The following is a 15,023-nucleotide window of genomic DNA, read 5'->3' on the forward strand; positions in this document are numbered from 1 at the left end:
GGACATTAAAGTGAGTTCCGGATATCCAACTTCCAGGGATTCTCGATGGTCTTTATTTCTTTTTGTGTAATGAGTGAAGCCATTGTTTGTCCCATTTGTTTGAAGTCGGTAGACAAAGTGGTGATTCCTCCGGCCAATATTTCTTTAAGCGGGGTGTCGTTGTAAGAAATGATTCCGAAGTCTTTTCCCGGTGCGAAATTCTGTAGTTGGGCCTGTTTAAGCAGGTCGACGAGATCCCGGTCATTAACGACCATGAAGGTTTCCCCTTGCCTGATTTCCCTGTTCCGGACGGAGTCGGTATATTCATGCGTGAAATGGTATTCTTCACAGAATGCGCAAAGCCCGTTATAGCGCTCGATCGGTTCTTTTTCTTCTTTCTGAACCATTATGATATGATCATATTTCTTTAGGTGGGGAAGTCCGTATACCAAGGCTTCGTAGGTGTCTTTTTCAAAATTCTGTGCGACAGAAGAGTATTTTCCGGCCAGTTCGGGATGGAAATGGTCGAGTAAAAAGACACGACCCGATAGGCTTTCCAATAGTGGGGCTATATTAGTGAATTTACCGGGCATCAGAATATAGGTTGTGTATTTATAATTGGCTTCGTTGATCAGAGTTTCAAAAACCTTTCGGTTGTAATTATGAAAATATAGATCTACATTGGCGGTTTTCCTGATGGATGAAATAAATGAATTGTAAAGATCTTCTTTGAATTCATTGAATTCGTTGAAAAGAAGGAATATATTCAGCTTTTGTGCGATGCGGGTCGTCGCTATATAATAACCTACACCCGGAGTCGAATCAATGATTCCTTTTGATTTCAGTTCGCTTAAACCGGCGAATACCGTATCTCTGGATAGATTATAGTTTTTCCTGAATTCGTTGATAGAGAGAATCCAGTCACCTTTCTTATAACTACCGTTATTGATACCGTCTATTACGTGGTTTACTACCTGTTTGTATTTTGATTCGTTCCTTTTCATACTTTTGTTTTTGGTGCTGCAAAGATAGGATAAAAAACGTAAAAGGGTACAGCTACTGTCCGGATATCGTATATGTTTTGTAACATAATAAAAATACATACCAGTTCGTATCAGTTACGATAGGTTTCATTATCTTTGCACTGTTGCTCGGATTGTAAAGATTCACAGGCAAAAAAAGGAGCGGAAGAAACAACAAACTAAAAATAAAACAATGAGAACGTACAGATTTATGTTTCCGGTACTACTTGCAATGACTGCAACCGGAAGTTTGACGGCAGGGCCGTCTGATAAAGGGAGCTCCGGTATTCGGTTTCCGGAAGTAAACCAAGTGAAAATAGAAGATACATTCTGGAAACCCAAATTGAATCTTTGGCAGAAAGTAACGGTAAACGATGTTTTCGATAAGTTTGAAGGAAAGCATTTGGAGCATCCGGGAGAATTCTGTAATACGTTCGAAAACTTCGATCGTGTGGCGAAAGGTGAACGCAATATCGGACGGCATGCAGGAGCTCCCTGGTTCGATGGGCTTGTTTACGAGACTATCCGTGGAGTGGCAGACCTGATGGCAAGGCAATCGGATGTGGCTTTGGAAAAACGGGTGGACGGATATATCGATCGGATTGCTGTGGCACAGGCGTCTGAACCTAACGGGTATATCGATACTTACACTCAACTGATGGAAGCCGACCATCAGTGGGGAGAGCGGGGAGGAATGCTCCGTTGGCAACACGATGTATACAACGCCGGTATGTTGGTGGAAGCGGGCGTACACTATTATAATGCGACCGGAAAAACAAAATTACTGGAAGTGGCAACTCGCTGTGCTAATTTGATGGCTGAATATATGGGGACTTTTCCTAAAAAGAATGTGGTTCCTGCACATTCGGGTCCGGAAGAGGCTTTGGTGAAACTGTATACCCTATATAGAGACAATCCGGGACTGAAGAAACAGATCAATGTTCCGGTAGTTGAGCGGGAATATCTCAGGTTGGCTGAATTCTGGATCGAAGGTAGAGGAAAACATTGCGGATTCCCGTTGTGGGGGACATGGGGTAACCCTGCTGCCGAACAATGGATACGCGACCGGAAATACGAGGCTCCTGAGTTTGGCAATCATACCCGTCCGTCATGGGGAGACTATGCACAGGATTCTATTCCGCTTTTCGAGCAGAAGACAATCGAGGGGCATGCTGTTCGTGCCACCTTGTTTGCTACCGGAGCAACGTCTGCTGCACTTGAAAATCGTTCACCGGAGTATATAGCTGCCGTCAGCCGTTTATGGGATAATATGATTGGTAAACGTATGTTTATCACCGGTGGGGTAGGTGCTGTTCACTTTGACGAAAAGTTCGGGCCTGATTATTTCTTGCCTACGGATGCTTATCTGGAAACTTGTGCTGCTGTCGGTGCCGGCTTTTTCAGCCAGAGAATGAATGAACTGACCGGTGATGCTAAATATATGGACGAGCTGGAACGTACTTTATATAATAATGTCCTGACAGGCATTTCTCTTTCGGGTACACAATATACTTATCAGAATCCGTTGAATTCCGCCAAGCACGCCCGTTGGGGATGGCATGATTGTCCTTGCTGTCCGCCCATGTTCTTGAAAATGATGTCCGCAATGCCCGGATTTATCTATTCACAGAAGGGGGATGATATCTATGTAAACCTCTTTATCGGCAGTGAAACGGAACTGAGCCTATCGGATCAGAGTCGGATACGGTTGACGCAAAAGACCGGATATCCATGGGATGGTTCTGTTGTCATGACTGTTGAACCGGAGAAAGAAAAAACTTTTTTATTAAAAGTACGGATCCCGGGATGGGCACAGGGAGTCGAGAATCCATACGATTTGTATCGTTCGGAAGTGAAGTCTGCTGTCAATCTGAAAGTAAACGGCAAATCTATCGCAATGAAAATATTTAAAGGATATGCCGAAATTCAGCGGAAGTGGAAAAAGGGAGATAGAGTAGAGTTGACATTACCTGTTCAGCCGCGGTTGGTGACGGCCAATGAAGCTGTAGCGGATCTGCAAAATAAGGTGGCCATTGCTGCCGGTCCTTTTGTATATTGCCTGGAAGGATGTGACAATGAAGGGGTGGCTGATCTGAGACTCAATACGCGCGCTCCTTTATCGATGACTTTTGAAAAAGAACTGCTGAATGGAGTTAATGTAATTAAAGGCCAGGCACTGGATAAGACAGGAAAGAAAGTGTCGGTTTCGGCTATTCCTTATTATGCTCTGGGCAATCGTCAGGATAAAGGCTATGTCGTTTGGATGCCCGCAAATAAATGACATGAACGAACATAAACACAATTACAACATGAAAATAAACTGTCTTTTAGCCTTGGCATTGTCTGCTTCATCATTGGCGGCACAAGATGCCGTTATCCGGGTGGATGCCGGTAAGGTTGAAAATAAAATAACTCCCTATTTGTACGGAGCTTGTATGGAAGACGTAAATCATGAGATTTACGGTGGTCTTTATGACCAGAAAATTTTCGGCGAGAGTTTTGAAGAACCTGTTTCCATGGATAATTTTATCGGGTTTACCCGTTGTGAAGGGGTGTGGAAACTACAAGATGGCCAACTTTCCGTACAGGCACATCCGGGAGCAAAACTGGTATATGATGACACGCAGCTTTCCGACGGAACGGTCGGGGTCGATCTTAAATTTACGAACGGTACTTCATCCTCCAACAATGCCGGACTTTTACTGCGTGTCGGTGAATATGGAGGCGGAGCCGATAACTTTGATGGATATGAGGTCAGTCTGTTTGCTGATGGAAAGCGCTTGCTGTTAGGGAAACACTTGCATAACTGGCAAGAGTTGAAAACGACTCCGGTAGATGTAGATCCGACGCAATGGAACCGTATGGAAGTGAAACTGGATGGAGATGAACTGGTGATTCTGCTGAATGACTGTGAGGTGCTGCGTTTCGAAGATCGGGATACCGGTTTGCGTAATGGGAAAGTCGCTTTCCGAAACTGGGGAGCCGATGTATCTTATCGTAGTTTGACTATCGGAAGCAATACTCCTGTCAAGCTGTTGACCAAAGTAACTCCACAAGTCAGCGGGATGTGGGATGCTTTTGCTGACCTGACTGCCGCTGCTGTTTACAAACAAATTGCAGATAAACCTTTTCATGGCCGGTATGCGCAGGAGATAGAGTATCTGGCAGGAACCGGTAAAGTGGGTATTGCTAACCGGAGCCTGAATCGTTGGGGAATATCTGTACGTCAGGGAGAGAAAAAGACCGGCAGCCTTTATTTAAAGGGAAAAGCAGAAGTCCGGGTAGCCTTGCAGAGTGTGGATGGTGAAAAAGAATATGCTGTGCAGTGCATTCGGGCCAATGCCGGTGATTGGAAGAAATATACGTTTGAACTAACTCCTGATAAAACCGATGAAAATGCACGCCTTGCTATTTATCTGGAAGAGAAAGGACGCATTCAGGTAGACATGGTCACCCTTATGAACGGCGCAGACCGTCAGTTTTGCGGGTTGCCGTTGCGTAATGACATCGGGCAGGCAATGGTGGATCAGGGTTTACGCTTCCTCCGCTATGGCGGCACCATGGTTAATGCACCTGAATACCGTTTTAAGAGGATGATTGGCGACCGTGCGGAAAGACCTCCTTATAAAGGTCATTGGTATACGTATTCTACCAACGGTTTCGGTATTGAGGATTTCCTTCATTTTTGTGAGAAAGCCGGATTTATGCCTGCTTATGCAGTGAATGTAGAAGAGTCGGCGCAGGATATGGCGGATATGATCGAATACCTGAACGGATCGGTAGATACGAAGTGGGGTAAGAAGCGTGCAGAGAACGGACATCCTGAGCCTTACGGGTTAAAATATCTGGAAATTGGAAATGAAGAAGTTATCTGGGGGGATATTGAAGCCGATTATCAGCATTATATCGATCGATTTAATGATATTTATGAGGCTGTTCATGCCAAAGATCCGGAAGTGCAGTTTATTCATTCTGCCTGGTGGCGTCCCGAATCACCTAATATGGAGAAAGTATTTAAAGCGCTTGATGGTAAAGCAGCCTATTGGGATTACCATCCTTGGACGGATGATCTTGGCAGTCACGTAAATATAGACCGGGAGTTGACGGATATGAAAGCTAAATTCCTGAAATGGAATCCGAAGACAAGTATGCGTTGTGCTATTTTCGAAGAAAACGGTAATCTGCACAACGTTCAGCGCGCCATTGTGCATGCTACTGTTCAGAATGTGGTTCGTCGCCATGGTGATTTTATTCTGACCACCTGTGCGGCCAATGCTCTTCAACCCTATTTGCAAAATGACAACGGCTGGGATCAGGGACAAATTTTTTTCACTTCGGGACAGGTTTGGGGTATGCCGACTTTCTATGCACAGCAGATGTCTTCGGCCCATCACCATCCGCTGCGATTGTGGAGTGAGACAGTGGGAGAACTGGATATGACGGCCACTACGAACGAGGCACGCGATGAAGTGATTCTTCATGTAGTCAACACTTCCTCTGAAGTGCGGGAGACTCAGGTTAGTCTGTCCGGTTTCATTCCGAAAGGGAATATGGAAATATATACGCTGAGTGGAGAGTTGAATGATGAGAACCTTCCGGATACGCCTACACGGATTCTGCCGAAAGCTACCTGGAAGCAGGCTCCCGGATCTGATTTTACCTATTCATTCCCCGGTTATTCGTATACGATTGTTGTACTTAAAAAGTGAGTTGTTTTTATGAAAATAGGATATCTTAAACCGGGTATTCTGCTTCTCGTCCTGTTATTCTCTTACCGTCAAGATCTTTTTGCCAAGAAGAGAATCACTTCGTTGAAGTGTGAATACATTGAAACGCCTTTAGGACTCGATGTGCAGCGCCCGCGTCTGATGTGGAAAGTGGACACTTCCGATGTGCCCAGTAGGCAAACGGCCTATAGGATTTTGGTCTCTTCTACTCCGGAACTGTTGCGACAAGGAGAGGCTGATATCTGGGATTCCGGCAAACAGAAGTCGGATGAGCAATTGGTTTCTTACGCCGGGAGCACGTTGCGTCCTCACACCCGATACTGGTGGAGGGTAGAAGTGTGGCTGAATAATAAGAAGGTCGTTTCGGAACCTGTGTGGTTTGAAACCGGAAAATTTTCGGCAACGGATTGGGAAGCTTCCTGGATTACCGATGGGTATGATAAAGACTACGAACCCTCTCCGATGTTTCGTAAAGTGTTCGATGTTTCCAAAGAGGTTGCTTCTGCCCGTTGCTATATAAGCGGTTTGGGGTATTACAGGCTGTCCTTTAACGGGAAGGCTGTCAATGATCATGCGCTCGATCCGGGGTTTACGGATTATAGTAAGCGGGTGCTTTATCTCACGTATGATATTTCCGGACTGCTCCGACATGGTAAAAACTGTATAGGGGTTCAGTTGGGCAATGGCTGGTTCAATGAGCAAACTCCTGCCGTGTGGTACTTTCATGAGGCACCCTGGCGAAAGCGCCCGCAAATGATTGCTGAGATACATCTCTGTTATACGGACGGCAGCAAGGATATCATAACGACCGATACTTCATGGAAGACATCTACAGGACCGCTCCTGTTTGATAATCTTTATGTAGGCTCTTTCTATGATGCCCGTCTGGAACAGAAAGGGTGGGATACGGAACTTTTTGATGATGTCTCTTGGCAACATGCTAAATTGACTGCGGCACCTGCCCCACTGATCGAAGCACAGAAGATGCCTTCCATTACTACAGCAGATACTCTTTCTGTAGTGTCTGTCAACTGTATCAGTGATACTTGCTACGTGTTCGATATGGGTATCAACACTGCCGGAGTTCCCCGTTTGGAGATAAAAGGAGAACGCGGAACCCGGATTCGTTTAAGGCATTCCGAGATGCTTCAGAAAGATGGGAATATCGACCAGCGTAATATTGACATGCACTTACGTCCTCGCAACAAACGTGAAATTATCCAGACGGATGAATATATCCTGAAAGGAGAGGGGGTGGAAACTTTTATTCCACCATTCACGTATCACGGATTCCGCTATATAGAACTGACCTCCGATCGTCCCCTTACTGTTGCGGACGTGAAACTTCAAACCCTCAGGATGCATAGTGACGTGGCTGAAGTGGGGAGTTTCAAATGTTCCGATCAGTTACTCAATACTATTTTCAATATTTGCCGAAACTCATATCTGAGTAATCTGTTCGGGATACCGACCGATTGCCCCACTCGTGAAAAGAATGGATGGATGGCGGATGGCTTTATGGTGCAGGAGGCGGGTATGTTCAATTATGACAGCCGGAATGTATATGCCAAGTGGGTGAAAGATATGATCGATACGCAGGAGGCGAATGGCAATGTAGCCGGTATTGCCCCGACTTCCCGGAGGTGGGATTCCAACTGGGCGGGGCCGCTTTGGGATGCGGCCATCTTCATTGTGCCCTCTTATCTTTATCGTTATACCGGTGATATCGAAACCATGCGTCAGGTGTATCCGGCTGCCGAACGTTATCTGAAGTATATCGAAACGACGGAAGATGAACGGGGATTGATTAATCATGGATTGGGTGACTGGTTGTTCTATAAGGCTGAAACACCGGTCGATTTTATGGCTACCGGTTTTGTGTATTGGGACAACCTGATGATGGCACAGATGGCTGAACTTACCGGACGTGTAGAAGACAGACAAAAGTATCTGGCAAAAGCCGAAGAGCTTAAGAAACGGATTAACGATCATTTTTTTGACCCTCAGACTGTGTCTTATGCTAATAAAACGCAACTTTCATATGCCTTGCCGCTTTATCTTCATATTGTTCCCGAAGCATATAGGGAACGTCTTGCCGAGAATCTGCATAAGATCATAGCAGCCAATGACTATAGTCTTGATTTCGGGTTTATCGGCAGCGTAATGGTACCTGATGTATTGGCGGAGACCGGTTATGCGGAAACGGCCTATAGGATGTTGACAAAAACTACATTACCTTCATGGGGATATTGGATCAAAGAAACCGGGGCGACTTCTTTGTACGAAACCTGGGACGTGACCCGCCGTATCGGAGATGCGTCTCTGAATCATCCTTCAATGGGGGCTGTCAGTGCCTGGATGTATAAGTATCCGGCAGGTATACGTCTTTCACCGGATGCATCGGCTTTTAAGAAAATATTAATTCAGCCGTGTTTCCTGTCCGATCTTGATTTTGTAGAAGCCAGCCATGAATCGATGTATGGCACTATCCGGGTTGATTGGAGACGGGAAGAAGGGAAGATCCGGTTACATCTGGTTCTGCCTTCAACGGCTATGGGTACTGTTGTTTTGCCCGGGCAGAAGCCGAAAGCTGTGAAGGGGGGCGAACACATTTTTGTCATTCCCGAATAGTAAATATGTTTGTATAGGATGAAGATGCGTCAAAATTCGTATTCACCACAGATTATACTGATTTATACAGATAATTAGTATGGGTTGTCAGTAGATTAAAATCGTTTTGTGTAAATCTGTGTAATCTGTGGTGAGTTATGACACCTTCATCCTATACGAATGACAGGGAGAGGGGAAAATCAGATTTCCAGTCCGTCCAGTATCTTCAAATACAATTCCAATGCCTCTTCTATTTCTTTAATCATGATATATTCATCGGACGTATGCGAACGTGAAGAACGGCCGGGGCCTATCTTGACTGAGGGGAACGCCATTAAAGCTTGATCCGAGAGAGTAGGAGAGCCGAAAGGCACGCGTCCCAGTTTCTTTGCTTTCTGTACAAACGGGTGGCTTTCTTCGATACGTGAAGAGTTGAGGCGGAACGAACGGGCTTCAGCTTTACAAAAGATATGCTTTTGTATTTCAGTAAACAACTCTTCGTTAGAGTACAGTTCGTTGCTACGCACATCTACTACAAAACTGCAACGGTCGGGAATGACATTGTGCTGCGTACCGGCATTGATCACCGTAACGCTCATTTTGACAGGTCCCAGTAATGGTGATTCTTTTGCAAAGCGGTAGTCGCGGAACCAGGCAATATCGTCCAGTACTTTATATATCGCATTGTCACCTTCATTGCGGGCGGCGTGTCCTGCTTTTCCGGTAGCTGTGACATCGAGCACCATCAGGCCTTTTTCGGCAATGGCAGGTTGCATTTCGGTGGGTTCTCCTACTACGGCAAAACTGATGGGGGGAAGTCCCGGTAATACACTTTCGATACCGCCTTTTCCGGATATCTCTTCTTCGCAGGAAGCCAGATAAATAAGGTTATAACTTTGTTGTTTGCGGCATAGTTGCAGAAACACCTGTAAGAGTGTTACTACACTGGCACCGGCATCATTGCTGCCCAATCCATAAAGTTTTCCATTCTCTTCGCGTGGAGTGAACGGATCTTTCCGCCAACCGTTGACCGGCTTTACAGTGTCAATATGGGAGTTGAGCAGGATTGTCGGCTTTTTCAGGTCGAACATAGGGCTCAGGCACCAGATATTGTTTCCTTTACGGCCCGTGGTCATGCCTTCGGCCTCGATATAATTTTGCAGATAGTCGGCTGCTTTTTCTTCTTCGCGGCTGAGCGAAGGGATGCTGATAAGAGATTTCAGCAAGCCGACAGCTTCGGATGTAATGGATTCGTCTATCATTTCTTTTTTGCTTTGAATGGATGCAAATGTACAAATAATACTTGAATCTTTCAGTTTGTCAGACAACTATTTATCAGGCGCTATATGGCTAAGTGCCTGACTCTGTTGAGCAAAATAATTCAGTATTCACACCTGATAATTCCAAATTAAACGATACCTTTGCAGACGAATAACTAACAACAAAGGATATGACTTATCATCATTTATCTGTCTTGGTCCATCGTCAGGCTGAAAAGTATGGCGACAAGACAGCCCTGAAATACCGTGACTATGAGAAGGCGCAGTGGATACCTATCTCTTGGAATGAATTTTCGCAAACTGTAAGGCAAGCCGCCAATGCTATGGTGGAATTGGGAGTACAGGAAGAAGAAAATATCGGTATTTTCTCTCAAAATAAGCCGGAATGTCTGTTTACGGATTTTGCCGCTTTTGCCAACCGTGCAGTAACTATTCCGCTTTATGCAACCAGTTCTCCGGCACAGGCTCAATATATCATCAATGATGCCCAGATACGTTTCTTATTTGTAGGCGAGCAGTTCCAGTATGATGCTGCTTTCAGTGTGTTCGGCTTCTGCCCTTCACTTGTACAATTGATCATTTTTGATCCGGCGGTAGTGAAAGATCCGCGTGATATGAGTTCTATTTACTATGACGAGTTCTTGGCTAAAGGAAAAGATTTGCCACACAATGAAGTAGTGGAAGAACGTACGGCACGTGCCAGTGCCGAGGATTTGGCAAACATCCTGTATACGTCCGGTACTACGGGCGAACCTAAAGGAGTCATGTTGCATCATTCTTGCTATTTGGAAGCATTCCGTATTCATGATATCCGTCTGGTAGATATGACCGATAAGGATGTTTCGATGAACTTCCTGCCGCTGACCCATGTGTTTGAGAAGGCATGGACTTATCTCTGTGTGCATAAGGGCGTACAGGTCTGCATCAATCTTCGTCCGGCCGATATCCAGACAACCATTAAAGAAATCCGTCCGACATTGATGTGTAGTGTCCCTCGTTTTTGGGAGAAGGTGTACGCCGGCGTTCAGGAAAAAATAGCCGAGACCACCGGAATAAAAAAAATGCTGATGCTGGATGCTATTAAAGTAGGCCGTATCCATAATTTGGATTATTTGCGGGTGGGTAAGACGCCTCCCCGAATGATTCAGCTGAAATATAAGTTTTATGAGAAGACTATCTATGCTCTGCTGAAAAAGACCATCGGAATAGAGAACGGTAACTTCTTCCCGACAGCCGGTGCTGCTGTTCCCGATGAAATTTGCGAGTTTGTACATTCGGTGGGTATCGATATGCTGGTCGGATATGGTTTGACAGAATCTACGGCAACTGTTTCGTGTACTTCGAAGACGGGTTATGATATTGGTTCGGTAGGTCAGGTGATGCCGGAGGTAGAAGTGAAGATCGGCGAAGATAACGAGATTCTGCTTCGTGGAAAGACCATCACGAAAGGGTATTATAAAAAGGCGGAAGCGACGGCTGCAGCCATCGATGAAGAAGGTTGGTTTCATACCGGTGATGCCGGCTATTTTAAAAATGGGCAGTTGTATCTGACAGAGCGTATCAAAGACCTGTTTAAAACATCGAACGGAAAATATATCGCTCCTCAGGCATTGGAAACCAAATTGGTTATCGACCGTTATATCGATCAGATAGCTATTATTGCCGATCAGCGTAAGTTTGTATCTGCACTGATTGTACCGGTATACGGTTTTGTGAAACAGTATGCCAAAGAGAAAGGCATCGAATACAAAGATATGGCCGAATTGTTGGAGCATCCTAAAATTACTGCTTTGTTCCGCGCACGTATCGATACGTTGCAGCAGCAGTTTGCCCATTACGAACAGATTAAACGATTTACGTTGCTTCCCGAACCGTTCAGCATGGAAAAAGGGGAACTGACTAATACCCTGAAGTTGAAACGTCCGGTAGTGGCACGCAACTATAAAGAGGTAATTGATAAAATGTATGAGGAGTAAGAACACAAAATTTTGTATATCTTTGCTCCCCATAATTAATGAAAACCATAAAAAAGAAGTATGATTACTATTGAACAACTTAAAGACGTGAAAGAGCGCACTGATGCGCTGAGGAGGTATCTTTGACATCGACGGGAAGAAAATTCAGGTCGAAGAAGAACAATTAAGAACGCAGGCTCCGGGTTTCTGGGATGACCAGAAGAAGGCCGAAGCACAAATGAAACTGGTGAAGGGACTGCAAAAGTGGATTGAGGGATACAATGATGTCAAGACACTGACAGACGAACTGGAACTGGCTTTCGATTTTTATAAAGACGAACTGGTTACCGAACAAGAAGTAGACGAGGCCTATGCAAAGGCATTAGAGCATGTCGAGAATCTGGAATTGCAGAACATGCTTCGTGATGAGGCCGACCAAATGAGTTGCGTACTGAAGATTAACTCCGGTGCCGGTGGTACGGAGAGTCAGGATTGGGCATCGATGCTGATGCGTATGTATCTCCGTTATGCCGAGACCAATGGTTATAAAGCAACCATGGCCAACTTGCAGGAAGGTGATGAAGCGGGTATTAAAACTTGTACCATACAGATTGAAGGTGACTATGCCTACGGGTATTTGAAAGGTGAGAACGGTGTACATCGTTTGGTTCGTGTTTCCCCTTATAATGCGCAGGGTAAGCGTATGACTTCTTTTGCTTCCGTGTTTGTCACTCCATTGGTGGATGACAGCATCGAGGTAAATATTTTGCCGGCCTGTATCTCTTGGGATACTTTCCGTTCGGGAGGTGCCGGTGGACAGAACGTCAATAAGGTAGAGTCCGGCGTTCGTTTACGCTATCAATACAAGGATCCTTATACCGGTGAGGAAGAGGAAATCCTGATAGAGAATACCGAAACCCGTGACCAGCCCAAAAATCGTGAAAATGCAATGCGTCAGTTGCGTTCTATTCTTTACGATAAAGAATTGCAGCACCGCATGGCAGAACAGGCTAAAGTGGAAGCCGGTAAGAAAAAAATCGAATGGGGGTCACAGATACGAAGCTATGTCTTTGACGACCGTCGTGTAAAAGACCATCGCACTAACTTCCAGACCTCTGATGTAAACGGAGTGATGGATGGAAAAATAGAAGGATTTATCAAAGCCTATCTGATGGAATTTTCTTCGGAAGAAGCTTAAAAATAACAGAATTGTAACATCCTCCGGATTTTTCTGCTCCGGGGGATGTTTTTTTATTTCCTTTCTTTGTCCGTCATTTTATTCTCTATATTTTTGGCAGGTTAAAAGATTTGTTCTTACTTTGTTAGCGTTGAACTTTAAAGCTAACGATTATGAGTAAGAATAAGAAAAAAGTAACACACAGCAAGAAAGAAGAAGAACAAGCCAAAAAGGTTGTTAAGATAGTTTTTGTCTCGCTGGTTATCCTGGCATTGGCTATGATTATCGGTTTTTCTCTTTTGGGCTGAGAGTGAGTGATTAGTGACTGACAATTAGTGATTGGTACCGGGTGGATGAATCGTACTGATCACCGGTTATTAGCTGCTAATCACTGCTAATAAATCGCTAATCACTAAAAAGACGGATGAACAAGCAACTGATTACTATTTTTTCTATCTTCTCAATTACTTGTCTGGGAATGGTTTCTGCCCAGGAGTCTAAATCTTTTCTTCCTGAGGTGAAGAAAGAGTCATTAACCTTCAGTTCGGAGGACAATAAGTTTAAACTGACTTTCAATGGGCGCATCCAGGCAGACGGAGCTATGTTCTTTGGAGAAGACTACCAGCCCATAGGCAACGGTGTCGGATTCAGGCGTGTACGTTTGGGAGCTACTGCTGCTTTTGGCAAAAGTCTGTCCGGTAAGATAGAAATGGATCTTACCGACGGTGGCTTTTCATTGAAGGACTGTTTCATTAAATATGCTTTCCCGAATGGGCTTTATTTTAGGGTCGGTAATTTTAAAGAGAGTTTTGGCATGGCTGCAATGACCTCCTCGGGCGATTTGTGGTTCATGGAAAAGGCGAACGTGGTATCTGCATTTGCTCCGGAATATCATATCGGTGTACAGGGAACCTGGGAACATGACCAGTTTCTGGGAGTAGCGGGTGTACATTTTAAAAAGATAGAAGGTAACAAAGAGAAAGACTATTCCGAAAGTAATAATAAAGCGGGGGAGGATGAAGGAATATCGGTTACAGCCCGTGCTGTCTGGCAACCGGTTTCGGCAGATAAGGTAAAAGGTTTTCATTTGGGAATAGCCGCATCTTATCGTACTCCGAAGACAACAGTCGGTTCGCTGATGCCGAATACTGTGAGATATAGTACAAGATCACTTTCTTATATTAACAAAATCAAGTTTCTGGATACATCGCCGATTGCTTCTGTCAGTCACGATTGGTTGGCCGGTGCCGAACTGGCCGGATTTTACAGAGGTTTTCGCTTTCAGGGAGAGTATATCATGAACAATACGGTGCGTATGGAAGGGTTGGCAACAGAGAAGTTCAACGGCTTCTATGTGCAGGCGGCTTATCTTTTGTTCGGTGGGCAGCAACGATATAGTAAATCGCGTGGAGCCTTCTCGCAGCCATCGTTCGGACGCAGTTGGGGGGATATAGAATTGGCAGCCCGTTTTGACCGTATCGACCTGAACGGAACAGAAGTGATGGGGGGATCGTCCAACGGATGGACATTCGGAGTGAATTATTATGCTACCCGGAATCTTAAATTTCAGCTCAATTATTCATATGTAGATAATGATAAATATGCCAATGCCTTCGGACAGGCAGCGGTAGGGTATAAATCGAACGGAGAGATTGCCTATAAACCCGAGGAAGTTGATGAATCGTTGGGTAAAGGAGGGAATGCTTATGGTATTCTGGGGCTTCGTATCCAATTGAATTTTTAAATAATATATGTCACAGGAAATAGAACGTAAATTTCTCGTTAGTGGAGATTATAAGTCACAGGCTTTTGATCAGAGCCGCATCGTTCAGGGATATATCAGTAGTGCCCGTGGAAGAACGGTTCGCGTACGCATACGTGATGGAAAAGGCTATCTGACTATTAAAGGAGCTTCGGATGCTTCGGGAATAAGCCGTTACGAGTGGGAGAAGGAACTGTCTCTCGCGGAGGCTGAGGAACTGATGAAGCTTTGCGAACCGGGAGTGATCGATAAGACCCGTTATCTGGTGCGCAGCGGGAAACATATCTTCGAGGTAGATGAGTTCTATGGAGAGAATGAGGGACTTGTTGTGGCTGAGGTGGAATTGGGTTCGGAAGACGAAGTGTTTGTAAAACCCAGCTTTATCGGAGAAGAGGTTACGGGTGACATTCGTTACTATAATTCGCAGTTGATGAAAAAACCGTATACTACCTGGTCGTAGCTAACAAATAATCCGTATATTTGTTTTTTTAGTTAAGAGCTCAAGAATAAA

10 protein-coding genes are annotated in these 15,023 nt (G+C 44.9%); 8 read left to right on the forward strand and 2 right to left on the reverse strand.

The window, feature by feature from the left end; genetic code table 11:
• Positions 1-5: 5 nt before the first annotated feature.
• Positions 6-983, reverse strand: a complete 978-nt coding sequence (locus tag BSHG_RS15735; RefSeq protein WP_008658101.1) for a substrate-binding domain-containing protein — start codon at positions 981-983, stop codon at positions 6-8.
• A 211-nt stretch (positions 984-1,194) separates the two neighbouring features.
• Here BSHG_RS15735 and BSHG_RS15730 point away from each other — a divergent pair, with 211 nt between their 5' ends.
• From BSHG_RS15730 to BSHG_RS15720, 3 genes are read left to right on the forward strand one after another with little or no spacing between them, the layout of a single operon-like run.
• Positions 1,195-3,282 (forward strand): glycoside hydrolase family 127 protein, encoded by a 2,088-nt coding sequence (locus tag BSHG_RS15730; protein WP_008658102.1) that lies wholly within the window; start codon positions 1,195-1,197, stop codon positions 3,280-3,282.
• A gap of 28 nt (positions 3,283-3,310) precedes the next feature.
• Positions 3,311-5,710 carry a family 16 glycoside hydrolase gene (locus tag BSHG_RS15725; RefSeq protein WP_008658103.1) on the forward strand — a complete coding sequence of 800 codons (2,400 nt, stop codon included), beginning with the start codon at positions 3,311-3,313 and terminating at the stop codon, positions 5,708-5,710.
• Between the two features lie 9 nt (positions 5,711-5,719).
• A complete protein-coding gene (locus BSHG_RS15720) occupies positions 5,720-8,359 on the forward strand; it encodes a glycoside hydrolase family 78 protein (protein WP_008658104.1) in 2,640 nt (879 codons plus the stop codon).
• A gap of 179 nt (positions 8,360-8,538) precedes the next feature.
• Here BSHG_RS15720 and BSHG_RS15715 read toward each other — a convergent pair whose 3' ends face one another.
• Positions 8,539-9,600 (reverse strand): M20 family metallo-hydrolase, encoded by a 1,062-nt coding sequence (locus tag BSHG_RS15715; RefSeq protein ID WP_008658106.1) that lies wholly within the window; start codon positions 9,598-9,600, stop codon positions 8,539-8,541.
• A 188-nt stretch (positions 9,601-9,788) separates the two neighbouring features.
• Here BSHG_RS15715 and BSHG_RS15710 point away from each other — a divergent pair, with 188 nt between their 5' ends.
• From BSHG_RS15710 to BSHG_RS15690, 5 genes are all read left to right on the forward strand, one after another.
• On the forward strand, positions 9,789-11,594 hold the full coding sequence (locus tag BSHG_RS15710; RefSeq protein ID WP_005784128.1) for an AMP-dependent synthetase/ligase: 1,806 nt from the start codon (positions 9,789-9,791) through the stop codon (positions 11,592-11,594).
• A 60-nt stretch (positions 11,595-11,654) separates the two neighbouring features.
• Positions 11,655-12,771 (forward strand): peptide chain release factor 2 gene (gene prfB / locus BSHG_RS15705; protein ID WP_108912216.1). Its coding sequence is split into 2 segments (ribosomal slippage): positions 11,655-11,717 and positions 11,719-12,771, totalling 1,116 coding nucleotides; the frame shifts between segments, so codons are not numbered across the junction.
• Between the two features lie 152 nt (positions 12,772-12,923).
• Positions 12,924-13,058 (forward strand): hypothetical protein, encoded by a 135-nt coding sequence (locus tag BSHG_RS23625; RefSeq protein WP_005784133.1) that lies wholly within the window; start codon positions 12,924-12,926, stop codon positions 13,056-13,058.
• Positions 13,059-13,174: 116 nt separating this feature from the next.
• Positions 13,175-14,494 (forward strand): OprO/OprP family phosphate-selective porin, encoded by a 1,320-nt coding sequence (locus BSHG_RS15695; RefSeq protein ID WP_008658112.1) that lies wholly within the window; start codon positions 13,175-13,177, stop codon positions 14,492-14,494.
• Positions 14,495-14,501: 7 nt separating this feature from the next.
• On the forward strand, positions 14,502-14,972 hold the full coding sequence (locus BSHG_RS15690) for a CYTH domain-containing protein (RefSeq protein WP_005796658.1): 471 nt from the start codon (positions 14,502-14,504) through the stop codon (positions 14,970-14,972).
• Positions 14,973-15,023: the final 51 nt, after the last annotated feature.

Source organism: Bacteroides sp. 3_2_5 (assembly GCF_000159855.2).
Lineage (GTDB): Bacteria > Bacteroidota > Bacteroidia > Bacteroidales > Bacteroidaceae > Bacteroides > Bacteroides fragilis.

Excerpts from the sequence above, each read along its gene's own strand:
- BSHG_RS23625 (WP_005784133.1), top strand. The coding sequence starts at position 12,924 with ATGAGTAAGAATAAGAAAAAAGTAACACACAGCAAGAAAGAAGAAGAA.
- BSHG_RS15730 (WP_008658102.1), top strand. The coding sequence starts at position 1,195 with ATGAGAACGTACAGATTTATGTTTCCGGTACTACTTGCAATGACTGCA.
- BSHG_RS15725 (WP_008658103.1), top strand. The coding sequence starts at position 3,311 with ATGAAAATAAACTGTCTTTTAGCCTTGGCATTGTCTGCTTCATCATTG.
- BSHG_RS15735 (WP_008658101.1), bottom strand. The coding sequence starts at position 983 with ATGAAAAGGAACGAATCAAAATACAAACAGGTAGTAAACCACGTAATA.
- BSHG_RS15715 (WP_008658106.1), bottom strand. The coding sequence starts at position 9,600 with ATGATAGACGAATCCATTACATCCGAAGCTGTCGGCTTGCTGAAATCT.
- BSHG_RS15690 (WP_005796658.1), top strand. The coding sequence starts at position 14,502 with ATGTCACAGGAAATAGAACGTAAATTTCTCGTTAGTGGAGATTATAAG.
- BSHG_RS15720 (WP_008658104.1), top strand. The coding sequence starts at position 5,720 with ATGAAAATAGGATATCTTAAACCGGGTATTCTGCTTCTCGTCCTGTTA.
- BSHG_RS15695 (WP_008658112.1), top strand. The coding sequence starts at position 13,175 with ATGAACAAGCAACTGATTACTATTTTTTCTATCTTCTCAATTACTTGT.
- BSHG_RS15710 (WP_005784128.1), top strand. The coding sequence starts at position 9,789 with ATGACTTATCATCATTTATCTGTCTTGGTCCATCGTCAGGCTGAAAAG.